Origin of the sequence: Microcystis sp. LEGE 08355 (assembly GCF_015207185.1) — a bacterium.
Classification (GTDB): Bacteria; Cyanobacteriota; Cyanobacteriia; order Cyanobacteriales; family Microcystaceae; genus Microcystis; species Microcystis panniformis.
Genome location: NZ_JADEXI010000053.1, coordinates 1 through 14,365 on the forward strand (window position 1 = coordinate 1; position 14,365 = coordinate 14,365).

The following is a 14,365-nucleotide window of genomic DNA, read 5'->3' on the forward strand; positions in this document are numbered from 1 at the left end:
CGGTTACTGGGTGTGGGGGTTTTTCTCGTCTAAATCCATCCCAACCAAATTTTTTCACCAGTCTTTCGATTTCCTCGTCTTCGGTTCCCATCATAAATGTGCCGCCGGGGATTTCCATCAATTCCAATTCGACTCCCTCGGCTAGTTTTTCGACAATGCCTTCTGTTCGCCTTTTTTCCTTTTTAATTACCCAATTTACTGGTTCAAAATAACTTTGAGACTGACGTTCTATGGTTGCTAGGGTAAATTCAAAGGTACGGGTTTCTAGGATTTCGATGGTGGCAACGTCAAAGATAGAGGTTTTTAAGGGAGGTGGCGAGGGTTGAGGGATTGGAGGGGGATTAGAAATATTAACGGCGATTTCTTCGGCAAATTCTGCGTATTCTCCCCCCAGATTGCGTAAGACTTCGATGCTGACTTGAGCAAAGGGAAGAATTTTTTCTCTTTGTTCTGGGGGATAGGTGGGTAATAGGGTTAATAAAGCGGCAAAACTGCGGATAGGACTTTTAATTTCCCCGGCAATATATTGGGAAATAGCATCGAGTACCTTGATAGTTTGTCGCCTACCGATAGCATCATTTAATACTTGACGTACCCCGGGTAAAAAGTCATAGACTCGATACTGTCCTTCTTCATTTTCTACAATCGGTTTTAATAGACCTCCCATATAAAATTCTGCCACATGAACGGGACGCACTTCGTTTAAAAGAGTTTTACGAATAAGATTGACCACCTGCATACTTACCGGGGCAGCTGCCATCATTTTTGCTAATTTTTTGGCTGGTTCTGACGCGGTGGCAAAAAATCGCTCGACCATTGCCTCGGCCTTATTTTTAATGCTGTTTTTATCTTCGCTGTCTTGCTTATTTTCCTCTGTGGATATAGGGGGAATTTCGATAATTTGTTGTTGAATAAATTCTAAATCAAATAAAAAGGCGGAAATCTGAGCATTACCTGACCCGGCGACAACTTTTGCCCATTGTTTGAGGACTTCTGTTTCCAAAGTGATTACGGGAATAAGAAGGGTATTTTGCCAGTTAATCGGTAGCCATTGGGGATAATTTTTTAAGATTAATTTCGGATTGGGAACACCAGCAGTTAAAGCAGTGGTAAAGAGTTTACGTCCCCGTCCTAGTTGGGTACTATTCCATAATCTTTCGGGGAAAAGTTGCAGAATAGCGGTGGGTTGTTTTTCTGACCAATCTTTTAACCAAGGATGAATTAAGGCTTTTTGCCAGAGAGGAGAAACACAATCACTGACTAACAAAACTAATCCCCGTCCCCTGGGATGAATAAGTTCTTTATGGGAGTGATAACGTTGTCCCGGTTTACCTTTTTTTCTGCGTCTTACTAACTGTAATTCTTGATTATTTGAGGTTGATAGATGCCAAACTCTGACGGTTTTAAATGCTCCTTGATTTTCTAAGAGATTTTGTAACTCATTAATTAATTCTCGCCAAATAAAAGAGGATCTAGATTCTTCTACTACTAATTCGAGGGTTAACCAGCGTTCCGGTTGGGGTTTAGTCACGGGTAGCCAAATATCCCTTTCTGCAATAAAAGAAGCGGTTGCTTCTTCATCTAAAATCGTTTTAGTCGCTGAGGAAACTTTTAGCATGAAAGGACGCAAAGCGCGACTAATAAAGAGTGCTGTCTGTAGTGCCGCAGCAGCAGGAACTTGAAAAGGAAAGCCTTGGATTAGGGTGGGTTTTTCTATTTCTTTGGGGAGAGATTCTTCGGTAATAACATCGACATTTGGCTGGGATTTTGATAGGTTATCTTCTGGAATCTCCTCTAAGTTTTCCTCTATTTGATTAGAAGTTGATGAATATATTGGCTGTTTATTTTCTGGAAATATTGGCGGTGATTGCAAGTCTTCAACACCCATTTGTAAGGCCAACCAGATACTATCAGCTACATCTTCATCACTGAGTTGTAACCGTTCGAGTAGTCCTGTTTGCTCTAGATAATCTAATAGTTTTTTAATTGATGAATTGGATGGGGATTCACTCATCTTCTACCCTCCCCAAATCTTTCAAAAGTTGATTAATCAGGTCATCTTCAGTTGATATAGCTCCTTTTTTGACCATAAAAATAGCATTAAGTAATTGATCCGTGGCTAGGGTTTGTGAATTGCGCTTTTGAATGAAGTTATCAATAAGTTTATCGATGTCTGGATTGTTAGCAATTGTTTCTTCTAAATGTGCCTCAATTATTTTAATTAAGTCGGGTTTTTTCGGCTCTTTCATGGTTAAACGGAGACAACGACGCAAAAAAGGTGGGGGAAAGTCTCGTTCTCCATTGCTAGTTAAAATCACAAAAGGAAAAGCATTACAGATAACTAAACCATCTTTTATAGGTGTTTTTATATCTTTCTGGGTAATGTCGGTTGTATCGGTATAAGCAGTTCGTACTTCAACCCTTGGGACTTCTTCTTTTAGCCTAACTAATTCGGGGATTTCAAAGCGTCCTTCTTCAAATAAGGTGAGTAAATCATTGGGTAAATCGATATCACTCTTATCAATTTCATCAATTAACAGTACTCTTGGCTTTTCCGACTTTAATAGTGCGGTTCCCAAGGGTCCAAGGGTAATATATTTTTCAATCTGTTTTAATTGGTCTTTTCGTTCTTCTGGGGTTAATTCTTTTTGCTCTCGTTCCAGTAATTTAACTTCCTGTAATCGACCGATCGCATCATAGTTATAAAGTCCATCTTTTAGGGTAGTATGGGTGGTAATCGGCCAGTATAATACTTCTCCTAATTTTAATTCCTGGGCGACTTTATAGGCAAGAGATGACTTTCCTGTCCCTGGTTTGCCGGTTACTAATAAAGGTCGCCGTAAATACAAGGCTGCATTGACCATTTTAATTTCTTCTTCGCGCACTAGAAAGGTTTCTCCCCGATGCTTACGACGACTTTCTCCCGGTTGCTTTTCTTTGCCAAAAGGTCGCCAGCTGGGGGTTTCTAGTGATGACCAATCGTAGTCTATGGGATCCTGATTTCCTGTAAAAATTTTCCAGTCTTTCATGATTCAATTTATGGCATCAAAAGTGGATAGTTGGGGGGAACAAGCTGGTAGTCATCCCAAAGTAATGATAGATGATTCCCAATATGATTATCTTCTAACCAAGCGGCGGAACGTCTATTTTTAATTATTTCTGGTAATTTCTCTAGTGGACATTGACAGATAGGGTCTAATTTTTCCTGACAGTTAAGTTCTGGGTTAGCATCGGGTCGTATCCACAGAGATAAAGGGATTCCAGTTTCGTATAAAATGGCTAGAATATTTTTTAACTCTAAGGAGTTTTCTTGACTGAGATTAGTTAACCTTGAACCGATAACATTATTAAATTTATGATATTTGAATATTTTATTCAGACGGTCATTATTTGCCAGAGCTTTTTTAAAAATAACTGTTTGCTGATTGTTTGATTCGATCAGTTTTTGGATTTCTTCTTCACACTTTAAGATTTGGGTGAGATTTTGCTGCTGTATATTCCGAAAAAGTTGGCATTTTTTCATCCATAAATAGCTTTGTTGATTGTTGATATTTTCGGCTGTTATTCGTTCTGAAAATCTCATGATTATCTCATGATCGACTCCCCAATGATGAGGATCGCAGCCTGTAGCTGTTGCCACTTCATCAATTGAAAATAAATCAATCGGTTTAATCTCTTTTTCAATAAATCTATAGGGAAGAAAAAATTGAACTTTTTCTAGGGAAGATTGACAGATATGTTCTGATTCTCGTTTAAATTTTTTTAGGTGATTAATCAATTCATTTTCTTGGAGATGATTACCCAGACTTATTCCTTTACTGGGGGTTAAAGATTGATATTCTCCACGTTTTTGAGGTTCTTTTTCTGTGGGATGATAATTGTCGATATCTTTAACAATCCAAGCTCTCAGCATTAAAGATTTGTTTTCTTCTGTAAGGGTAACAAATAAGCAGGGATTTTTGTCTGTTGATTTTTGAGCAGTATTTAGTGATCGATGCTTAAGATTATTTTCTAAAGTATTGATTAAAACTTCCGGTTCTTCGTTACTTGGTATGGTTCGATAGGGGGGCATAAATCGACTAAACCCTTATCTGGCAAGAGACTTAATTGATTAGTTCGCTCTAGAGCAAAAACAATTGACAAAAATCGCTAAATGCCTTTCTATATAAGGGTTCCATCCCTTATAACCCCCGTCCATTGCATAACAAAAACCGAAGAGCCAAACTTCCCATTTTGTTTGATATTTTTTTAGCCATTCTTTTAATAACTTTGCCAGAGCATCTGTTGAGTTGAACTGAATGATTAAATAGCCAATAAATATTTCTAACCAAGAAAATTTTGATTGAGAAGCATAGGTGAAATATTTTTCATCTAATTGATAGATTATTTCTATAAAATCAGACCAAGAGTAAGGAATTTTTCTAGGTAAATCCACTAAATGATCCCTCACTTCAATTACTAAATTTTCATAAGCTGTATTAAGTTGATCTTGATAATTCTTGTTTTCAAATACACATCTAATCGAGGAGATAATATCAGGAATTTTTCCTTCTATTTGTGCTATATCTAGCAACTTATTCCAAGCTTTTAAAAGAACATTAGTAGGAATAAAAAATGCAGATTTTGCAAACATTTTTTCCTTCTCAGCCATTACTGCCATCCCCACTACTCCCCCCAATTGCTCATCCCAGATAGCTGTCCCACTAAACCCACCTTCTACAGCATATCCCGTGCTTTTAGTATCTTCTATCTGAATTTTGTTGTTAGCAATATGACCTATTATCTTACCATCAGACCAGACACCTCCATCTCTGGAAAAACCATAAGCTTTATAATTATGATCAGATAAATCTCCTATTTCAGAGGTAATTAAAGAAACTGGTTGAGCTTGTGAAGGAACTGAATCTTTTAATTTTAAAATAGCAATATCCTGCGGATCATTGCTGTTAATTTTAACCGGATGCCAAACTTCTACGGTTGTTTCTAAAGATGTACCCGATGCAATGATAGGAGAATCACACTCAATAATGTCAGTGGGTTTCTCAGGAGATGTCACTTCTAGTTTTAATGATTTATTAACAACATGAGCGCAGGTAATCAAGTATTCTGATGATATTAGAAATCCTGCCCCAACAATTTCTATTTTATCATCTTTATTTTGTCGTTGCTTATAAATTCTAACCACAGAAAATTCTAGAGATGCAACCATTATTTTTATCTAAGTCCTCATTGAGTAGATGATTGCTTATTTTTTTCCTTGTTATCCCATTTTAGGGTAATTTCATAATTAACATCGGCGCTGCCAGATGCAATAATAGCCCCTAGTCCAACAGTCATTTTTATCCCAAACTTGACCTCTACCTGATCGGCCGGTTCATTCAAACTTTTAACCTTATTAATTATGGCATTTGCCACGGGTTTTATGCCATTTAATGCGTCTTCAAAAGACTGAGCGGCTTTAACAGCTATTTCATCTGTTAGACTAATAAGTTCATCTTCTGGTTTCGGTTTGGGTAAGGGTAACTTTTCATCCACCTCAATGTAAATAGTCCCCTCCTCCGAGGTAAATTCCACTAAAGGACTCATAAAAATTCTCCTGTTTATTTTATTGCGGTTGCCTAGACTTAATCTATCACAACTCCATCTTTTTGCTCTCCTGCCTAATTATATCTCTTTACCAAGTGTTCGGTTGAAAGTTAGCATCATTAATAATTGCCACCGTATCCCCAGAGGGTTTAATCACAAATAAACCTTTTTTATAAGCATAGCGATCTACACCTTCGTTGATTTCAATTCCTGCCACTGCACCGTAAGCTTGATAGTTTTTGTAATGGGGAAAAGCGATTTTAAAACGAGTCAATTTTTCGATAAATTCATCTACATCATCTTGAGATAATCTCGATTTACATTCCACCACCACGAGATCGGTATCATCCACCCCTAGGATATCAATTTCCATAGCGATACCTTGACGCTTGACTCTGGCACGGGGATAAACTTCCTTAATATCAATGCCTTTCTCCTGAAAAAGCCGTAAAACCGCCGGCTCTACCAATTCTTCCACAAATCGACCCCAGCGAGTGGTGAGACTATCTACCGCTTTGCTGGTTCTTTCTACGGTGCGTTTCAGTTCTGCCATCGAGCGCTCGGCTTCGGCGGCACGGCGCTCGTTTTCTAATTTCGCTTCGGCAAAGATACGTTCCATTTCGGCCCGACGAAGATCGCTTTCCCTTAAACGGCGATCAAATTCCTCGGCGGAAACGCGGAATAGCTGGTAAATATCCTCAAGGGTAACGGGTTCACTCATGGACTGACATCGAAAATAAAACACCCCTAATTATTCTAGCGATTCGGTCGAGAAAACCGAGGAGAGCGAGAGAGCAAAAACGAGATAAATATTAAGAATTATGTAGAAAACTTGACACAAGTATCGTGCTGTGTTTTTGTTTTTTATCTTGAATGTCTGGTGAAGACCCTCGGTTTTACCGAAGAGATGAACCCTGACCAACATAGACCAGCGAAGCATGAATAAAAATAAGTGTCCAGCCTCCTAACAAAATCTCGAATAACTGGCTCTTCGGGATTTGTTATGCAAATAATTAACTAAAAATAAAAGTCGCTGAAAGCACCTAGTACTAAAAGTAGCTGAAATCCATATAGGGAGAGACTTAAGGCGCAAACAGGTTAATAAGCTAAAACGCACTTAAACCACCTAAAATAGAAATAAGCTGTACTGAATTTAAACTGCCTCTTGGAAATTTTAGTACAAATGCTCAAACTGCCTCTCCCTGCTCCGCAGCTCCGGCGCTCCCCTGCAATCTTAACGAGTAATTTAGATAGTTAACAGCTTAGAGGGGTTTCACCTCTCCTCTGTTAAGTACCTAAGCAAAATTAATTACACATATCTAACCCCCCCTTGCCTCTTGCCTCTTGCATGAGTGCCTTTCTTCACTAGGAAATTTATTTTGCACGACTACTTATTACTCGGTGGAAATAGCATCAGGAAAAATCTAGGGAACAATATTGTTCCCTTTTATATCTCAGAATTCAGTTCACAGAAAGATGCAGTTAGGAGCAATCAGACTCAACTATTTACTAAGACAATTTACTTTTGTTTCCCCATGGCAAGGTTCGGGAAAACCCTGGACTTAAAACTGGTCATATTTATTTCCTAATTCAAACTAAACCATAAATTTTTTTTTAGGAGAAATCAATAATATGGAATTAAAGGCCGAAACTAGCAACTTTAGTCAATCAAGAAAGCTTTTCTTATATATATTAAAAATCTTCATCATTTGGAGAGGAACACTTTTACTGATGCACCTAATCGGACTCAGTTTTAGTCAGATGAATGAATCTTCATCTCCTCAAGAACCTTTTTGGCATTGGTTTCCCGATAATCATTATTTGGATTCTTTCTTTCGTTTTGATAGTTCTTGGTATAACGAAATTATTCAGGGGGGATATTCATACAATCCCGAAAAACAATCGAACGTTGCTTTTTTTCCTCTCTATCCTATTTTAGTCAAAGCAATTGCATCTTTAACTTCCTTAAGTGTTCCTATTTCTGGTTTTTTTCTTTCTAATTTATGTCTAATACTTGCCTTATTTTTTGTTTATAAAATTAGTAACATTTATCTTAATAAAAGAGGCCGTGAAAAAGTTTTAATTCTTATGTTAGTTTTTCCTACCTCCTTTTTTTATAGCTGTTTTTATACAGAAAGTTTATATTTGCTAACCACCGCTGCTTGTTTTTATTTCTTTCTGAACAAGAAATACTTTTGGTCTGGATTTTTTGGATTTTTTGCCAGTTTAACTAGAGTGACATGAGTAATAATTTTTCTGGCTTTTGCTATCGAATTACTCTGGAAATATTTAAAGAAAAAAGAACTGCCCAAGAGAGAAAGTATTTTCCTCCTATTAATACCCTGTGGGTTAATCGCTTATATGGTATTTTTAGCTTGGAAATTCAATGAACCTTTGGCATTTGTTAAAATTCAGGATATGTGGAGTAGAAATGAGAGAGTATTTCCTTTAATTACTTTAATCAACTACTGGAAGAATATCAATTTTATGTTTCCCAAAGATGCCAATAATGCAGTGGGATTCTTAAATACTTTTTTTAGCTCCTTTTTTTTAGGTATCTTGCTATTCTCTATCGTTAAAAAGCCTCTCAATATTTCCCTATTGATTTTTGCCTTTCTGAGCATTTTTTTACCTTTAAGTACAGGAACAACACAATCAATGATGAGGTATATGATGACAATATTTCCAATATTTATTATCCTTGGATATTGGAGCCAAAAAAATCGTTATTTTTATGGATTTCTGTTATTCTTCTTTACCTATTTTTTATCCATTCTATTTCTTTGGTATGGTAATTGGGGCTGGATAACTTAGTTGCTCGTGCAGTTGAATCAAATTACCCTAACTAATCATGCTAACATAGCTCTTTGCTCAAAGAGAGTCGATTGATTTGTTCAAAAATATCAACTAGATAGAGAATTATTGTCATCATAAATTAGAGTTATGATCAAAAATGTTACTGACATTCCCGAATATCTATATCGGTCAATAAAATCAATCACAATTACAGGATAAGCGTTTAAATGCGATCAAGATTGGCTTGACTTTAATACAAAAATACTGCACATTGATCATCCTCAGTTCCTGAACAGAAGCAAAAGAAAACCCCACAGACAAAGACCCTGTAATGATAAAATCGACAATGGCGACGGCTTGGCCATTAGTATTTTTTGCGTCGGACTAGCAGGAGATAAAAGCGTGACCTTTAAGATTGGTTTACTCGGTTTCGGGGTTGTGGGGACGGGAACAGCGAAAATCCTCCTCGATCCTTTTGGTCGTCATCCCGTACTCAAAGAGATTACCATTGGACGAGTGGGAGTTAGATCCCTAGATAAACCCAGAGAAATTGAGCTTTCTCCCCAGCTGTTGACCAATGACCTAGAATCGATCGTTACTGACCCCGAAATTGATATTATTGTCGAATTATTGGGAGGTTTGGAACCGGCGCGCTCTTTAATTCTCCAGGCAATCGCATCGGGAAAGCACATTGTCACAGCAAATAAGGCGGTTATTGCCCGTTTTGGCGATGAAATCTACGCCAAGGCCAACGAAAAGGGGGTTTATGTCCTCCTAGAAGCGGCCGTGGGTGGTGGCATTCCCGTCATTAAACCCTTAAAACAATCCCTCGGAGCTAATCGCATCAGCAGCATCATGGGAATTGTCAACGGCACAACTAACTATATTCTCACCGAAATGAGCCAAAAAGGGGCAGATTTTAGCGAAGTTCTGGCCAAAGCTCAGGAATTAGGCTATGCGGAAGCGGATCCCACTGCGGACGTGGATGGATTCGACGCGGCCGATAAAATTGCTATTTTAGCCTCTCTGGGTTTTGGAGGTCGGGTAAAACGGGAAGATGTTTACTGTGAAGGTATCCGGCAAGTTAGCGCCGTCGATATCGCCTACGCTGATAGACTGGGATTTGTGATTAAATTATTAGCGATCGCGAAAGATACGGTTAAGGAGGATTCCGATACCTTAGAGTTGCGGGTTCATCCAACCCTAGTACCGAAAACCCATCCCCTCGCTAATGCTAACGGAGTCTATAACGCTATTCTGGTCGAGGGGGAACCCTTGGGACAAGTGATGTTTTACGGACCGGGTGCCGGTAGCGGACCGACGGCCAGCGCGGTAGTATCGGATGTGATGAATATCGTCGGAATTTTAAAAAGTAGTGGCAAAACCAAGGAACTTGACCCGCTTTTAAGCTGTATTCACCAGCATTATTGTCAAATCGCCCCGATGGAGTCGTTATCGACCCGTTTTTATGCTCGTTTTCTCTGTCGCGATGTGCCGGGGGTAATCGGTCATTTAGGTATGGCTTTCGGCAACCATGGAGTTAGTCTAGAATCCGTGGTACAAATTGGGATTAGGGGTGATTTAGCCGAAATTGTCGTTGTCACCCACGATGTACGCGAGGGCAATTTCCGCAACGCTTTAGCAGCCATAGAGTCTTTAGAAGCTATTGACAGTATTCCTAGTATTCTCCGGGTTTTGTAATTATAGAGATCGCTTTTTTATGGTCATGGGTCGGAGAATCAGAAGTGAGAAAAGTTGGCTAAGTTTGACTAGCACAATTTTGTTTTTTTGTCTAGGTTTTTTGGGCTTAAATCAAAAATTAATTTTTGCCCAAGGGTCTGATCCTGTTTGTCCCCTGCCGATTTTATCAAGGTTACAACGCCATAAAATCCAAGCGGGAGAAACGATCGCCTCCATCGCCGAAAAATACGCTCTCATCCCGGCAACGATAATTAAACTCAATCCGACTATTCTCAAAAATGGTCTGGCCCCCGTCGGGAAAGAAATCTTTATTCCCCCGATGAACGGCATTCGCATCGAAGCACCCAAGGGTTCCACTTGGCGCGATTTAGAAGCAGCCTATGGTATTCGTGCCGATATACTCTTTGAGCTTAACGGTTGTGGTCGCCGGCCGACAATAGTTTTTATCCCCGGCACCAATTGGTCCGCCGCCGGCAAGCGATCGGATTATACTGGATTAAGTTCTTATCCCTTACCCTTTGCCAGTAGTGCTGGCCTAATCTACGGTTGGCAAAAAAGCCCCACGGAACAGAAAAATCTTTTTCATAGTGGTATTGATCTTCTCGCAGATATTGGTACACCTGTTCTAGCCGCCGAGGATGGTCTAGTGATTTATGTGGGTCAGGAAGGGGCCTATGGTAATTTGGTAGTAATTAATCATTTAGGTCGCCGGCAGACCCGTTATGCCCATTTAAGCAGGGTTACAGTGAGAATTGACCAACGGGTACGAGCAGGAGACGTTATCGGTGCGGTTGGGACCACGGGACAACCAGATATTATTCCCCCCCATCTTCATTTTGAGGTGCGCTTAGATACTCCCGTCGGTTGGACAGCGCAGGATCCAGCTTTGCATTTGCCCCAAATTGGCCCGCAATAGGGTGTGGGGTGTAGGGTTTTACCGATTTTGAGGGGGTCAATTACCTAATTTTCAGGGAAAAAGTCCAGGGATTTTCCCCCCGATTACTCGCATATAATGTAAAGATTTATTAAATTGTAGCTTTTGATACAACGCGGGGGGGGGTAAGTGTGTACCCTATCGACTGTTAGGTTCGCTGGTCATTGTTTTGGGTTGCGCTATCGCTTAACCCGAATCGAAATGTCAGGCACTCAAATCATCTACCATTAACCCTTTTCTTTTCATGAAAATAAAACAACTCGGAATTGTCTCTGGAGTTGCCCTGGCGACTCTGGTAACGGCTAGTACGGTACAAGCTGCTATTTTTGTCGTCCCACCTGGCTTGAATCCGGGCGACCAGTATCGTTTAGTGTTTTTGACTGACGGCACACGGGATGCAACAAGCACCGACATCAACGACTACAATACCTTTGTTACTAATGATGTAACACCAACATCAGCTCTCGCAATTGCTCTGAATGCTGCTGGACTGACGACCACTTGGAAGGCGATCGGTTCGACCGCGTCAGTTGATGCCCGTGATAATACAGGTACTAATCCATCTACGGGTACGGGTGTTCCCATCTACGCCATTGATGGCAACCTGATCGCCAACAATAATGCAGATCTGTGGGATGGTCAGATCAACTTACCAATCTATACAACACCTAATGATGTAGGGAGCATTAATGATGTTTGGACTGGCTCCCTATCCGATGGTTCAGGGGCGGTATTGCAGTCTACCCCCTTGGGTGGGGTTTCCCCGTACTACCCTTATAGTAATTATGGAAATAGTGGTGCTACTTATGGCAATTGGATAAATGCTGGGGATGGGCTTTATTCTCAAGTGTTCGGAATGTATGGTCTCTCCAGCATCTTGACTGTACCGACCCCGCCCGCGCCCGTTCCGGTCCCCGAACCCTCTAGCCTTCTTGGTTATATCACCCTGGGCGGTTTAATGCTAGGAGGTGCTGTCCGCAAAGCGAGGAAATAATGCCTACAAGGGAGAGGAGACGCGGGTTTCCTCTCTCTTGTTTTGGGGGAGGTTTTTTGATCTAAATTATGCTAGGATTAGCTCTAGAATGATCAAAAATCATGACTACACAAGCAACAGTAATCCAAGGCACAGCCAAAGAAATTAGAGAAGCACTGGCGCTTATACCGGATGATGAAATTGTCCGCCTTATGGTAGGTCGTCCCAGCTTATCTATTATTGCCAGAAAATTACAGCACGAGGCCGCAACTCTTGGCATGACAGATGGGGAACACGACGCACTCATGGCATCGTTAAAAGATGATTGGTGATGCGGGTTGTTGTTGATACCAATATTCTTGTCAGTTTCGCCATCCGTCCGAACGAAAATTTTGAGCAAATGTTCAATTTTTTGGCGAGACAAGGTATTACCTTGATTTCCGATGATACAGTTTCCTCTCTCTATTTTTTGGGGGTTTTATGGGAAGATCGCTATGGTGCCATCCCGATCATCATGAAACGAGACTCGATATTTTACCGGCTTTTCCAACAATCCCCCTCCCTTCTCTTCGATTTACTGGAAAACCCACCCGATAATGCCACCGAATACCGCTTTGACTCCGTAGCCGTCAAAGAACCCAAATTTGAGATCGATGGCGTATTTCTCCCACCTGATACTGATAGGAACGGGGTGATTTATTTTTGTGAAGTACAATTTCAAAAAGACGAACGACTCTAGGAACGGGTTTTTGGTGAATCATTTTTATATTTCTACCGCCAGCGAGAACGATTTACCGATTGGCAAATTGTTGTCATCTATCCAACTCGTAGTCTAGAACAAAGTAACACCCATCCCTACCGAGCGCTTCTCAATTGTGAGCAAGTGCATCGAATTTATCTGAACGAATTAGGGGAAATTCAGCAGTTACCCCTAGGGGTTGCCTTGATGGTACTCACTACTGTAGAAGAAACCCAAGCACCAGAAAAAGCCCGCTATTTACTAGCAAGAACCCAACAGCAAATTCCCGATCCAGAAGCCAGTCGCGCCATAATAGAAATGATTGCCACAATTATGGTCTATAAATTTACTAACTTGAGTCGGCAGGAGGTGGAAGCGATGCTAGGACTACAATTGGCAGATACAAGGGTATATCGTGAAGCCAAGGAGGAAGGTCGTCAGGAAGGAGAATCTGCGCTCATCCTGCGGCTCCTCTCGCGTCGGATCGGTGAAGTGACTCCTGAACAGCGATCGCAGATTCAAGCTCTCTCAATTAATCAACTGGAAGCTTTAGGAGAAGCTTTGTTAGATTTTACCAAACGGTCAGATTTAGAGGAATGGTTGCGATCGCATCTTGAGGCTGAATGGCTCAGATGATTACTCTCTAAAATCTGTTTTATGTTCGATAATACCTGCAAGTTCCTCGCAGAAAACTTTTCTGAAGATTTTGCCTCTTGGTTGCTGGGTGAACCCATCACCATGACCCAACTGAGTCCCTCGGAACTATCCTTGGAGCCGATTCGAGCGGATGCTTTGATTTTGCTCAATTCTGATAGTGATGTTCTTCACATCGAGTTTCAAACAGAACCTGATCCCATAATGCCTTTCAGAATGGCAGATTATCGTCTGCGGGGTTTCCGCCGTTTTCCCCAAAAACGAATGCGCCAAGTAGTTATTTATTTGACTCGTTCCACATCTCCACTGGTTCATCAGACTGCGTTTGAAATTCCGGGGACTCGTCACGAATTTGAAGTGATTCGACTATGGGAACAACCAACTCAAACCTTTCTGGAAGCGACAGGATTATTACCCTTGGCTGTGTTGACCCAAACTCCTGACACCGCCCAAACCTTGCGTCAGATAGCTACTAGAATAGAAGCGATTCCCGACCAGAGAATACAGAGCAATGTGGCGGCATCCACTGGGATTCTGGCGGGGTTATTATTAAACAAAGAATTGATCAATCAGGTTCTACGGAGAGACATTATGCAACAGTCTGTTATTTATCAGGAGTGGCGAGAAGAATTTCGTCAAGAAGGGGAATGCTCGCTCATTCTGCGGCTCCTCTCGCGTCGGATCGGTGAAGTGACTCCTGAACAGCGATCGCAGATTCAAGCTCTCTCAATTAATCAACTGGAAGCTTTAGGAGAAGCTTTGTTAGATTTTACCAAACCGGGAGATTTAGAGGAATGGTTGCGATCGCATCTTTAGGTGAACTTGGTGTTAAAACCATTTGGTTGGGACTAGGAAGTTGACATCCTCGCCGCCCTAAAAGTGCGGCGATTCCTAAACCTCACGATTTAAGTTTCTGCTTCCACCACCGTCGCATACCACAGTTAAAAAACCATGTACTGTCTTACACAGAGTCCACAGACTT

The 14,365-nt window shown here is 40.8% G+C and carries 13 protein-coding genes and 1 pseudogene; 8 read left to right on the forward strand and 6 right to left on the reverse strand.

What is annotated here, in order from left to right; genetic code table 11:
- The 6 genes from IQ242_RS04600 to IQ242_RS04625 form a co-directional block, all read right to left on the reverse strand.
- Positions 1-2,014, reverse strand: a 2,014-nt coding sequence (locus tag IQ242_RS04600; RefSeq protein ID WP_193959185.1) for an SAV_2336 N-terminal domain-related protein, incomplete at its 3' end; no start/stop codon positions are given.
- Positions 2,007-3,029, reverse strand: coding sequence for a MoxR family ATPase (locus IQ242_RS04605; RefSeq protein WP_193959186.1), 1,023 nt, complete (start codon positions 3,027-3,029; stop codon positions 2,007-2,009). The genes IQ242_RS04605 and IQ242_RS04600, both read right to left, overlap by 8 nt.
- A gap of 8 nt (positions 3,030-3,037) precedes the next feature.
- Positions 3,038-4,072, reverse strand: coding sequence for a hypothetical protein (locus IQ242_RS04610; RefSeq protein ID WP_228020815.1), 1,035 nt, complete (start codon positions 4,070-4,072; stop codon positions 3,038-3,040).
- A 39-nt stretch (positions 4,073-4,111) separates the two neighbouring features.
- A complete protein-coding gene (locus tag IQ242_RS04615; RefSeq protein ID WP_228020816.1) occupies positions 4,112-5,209 on the reverse strand; it encodes a trypsin-like peptidase domain-containing protein in 1,098 nt (365 codons plus the stop codon).
- Positions 5,210-5,226: 17 nt separating this feature from the next.
- A complete protein-coding gene (locus IQ242_RS04620) occupies positions 5,227-5,586 on the reverse strand; it encodes a CU044_2847 family protein (protein ID WP_123229902.1) in 360 nt (119 codons plus the stop codon).
- 88 nt (positions 5,587-5,674) lie between these two features.
- Positions 5,675-6,307 (reverse strand): DUF3782 domain-containing protein, encoded by a 633-nt coding sequence (locus IQ242_RS04625; protein ID WP_193959187.1) that lies wholly within the window; start codon positions 6,305-6,307, stop codon positions 5,675-5,677.
- A 911-nt stretch (positions 6,308-7,218) separates the two neighbouring features.
- Here IQ242_RS04625 and IQ242_RS25800 point away from each other — a divergent pair.
- The 8 genes and pseudogenes from IQ242_RS25800 (at position 7,219) to IQ242_RS04660 (ending at position 14,199) form a co-directional block, all read left to right on the forward strand.
- Positions 7,219-7,830: a hypothetical protein gene (locus tag IQ242_RS25800; protein ID WP_228020817.1), complete on the forward strand. Its 612-nt coding sequence runs from the start codon at positions 7,219-7,221 to the stop codon at positions 7,828-7,830.
- A 117-nt stretch (positions 7,831-7,947) separates the two neighbouring features.
- Positions 7,948-8,400, forward strand: a complete 453-nt coding sequence (locus IQ242_RS25805; protein WP_228020818.1) for a hypothetical protein — start codon at positions 7,948-7,950, stop codon at positions 8,398-8,400.
- Between the two features lie 384 nt (positions 8,401-8,784).
- Positions 8,785-10,083 (forward strand): homoserine dehydrogenase, encoded by a 1,299-nt coding sequence (locus tag IQ242_RS04635; protein ID WP_193959188.1) that lies wholly within the window; start codon positions 8,785-8,787, stop codon positions 10,081-10,083.
- 19 nt (positions 10,084-10,102) lie between these two features.
- Entirely contained in the window at positions 10,103-10,999 is an 897-nt protein-coding gene (locus IQ242_RS04640; RefSeq protein ID WP_193959189.1) for a M23 family metallopeptidase, read from the forward strand.
- A gap of 262 nt (positions 11,000-11,261) precedes the next feature.
- The gene (locus tag IQ242_RS04645; protein ID WP_193959190.1) at positions 11,262-12,011 is read left to right on the forward strand and encodes a PEP-CTERM sorting domain-containing protein; all 750 of its coding nucleotides are present in this window, start codon (positions 11,262-11,264) and stop codon (positions 12,009-12,011) included.
- Positions 12,012-12,112: 101 nt separating this feature from the next.
- Positions 12,113-12,322, forward strand: coding sequence for a hypothetical protein (locus tag IQ242_RS04650; RefSeq protein WP_193959191.1), 210 nt, complete (start codon positions 12,113-12,115; stop codon positions 12,320-12,322).
- A gap of 182 nt (positions 12,323-12,504) precedes the next feature.
- Positions 12,505-13,365, forward strand: a pseudogene (locus IQ242_RS04655) (Rpn family recombination-promoting nuclease/putative transposase).
- Between the two features lie 21 nt (positions 13,366-13,386).
- Positions 13,387-14,199 (forward strand): Rpn family recombination-promoting nuclease/putative transposase, encoded by an 813-nt coding sequence (locus tag IQ242_RS04660; RefSeq protein WP_193959192.1) that lies wholly within the window; start codon positions 13,387-13,389, stop codon positions 14,197-14,199.
- Positions 14,200-14,365 lie beyond the last annotated feature (166 nt).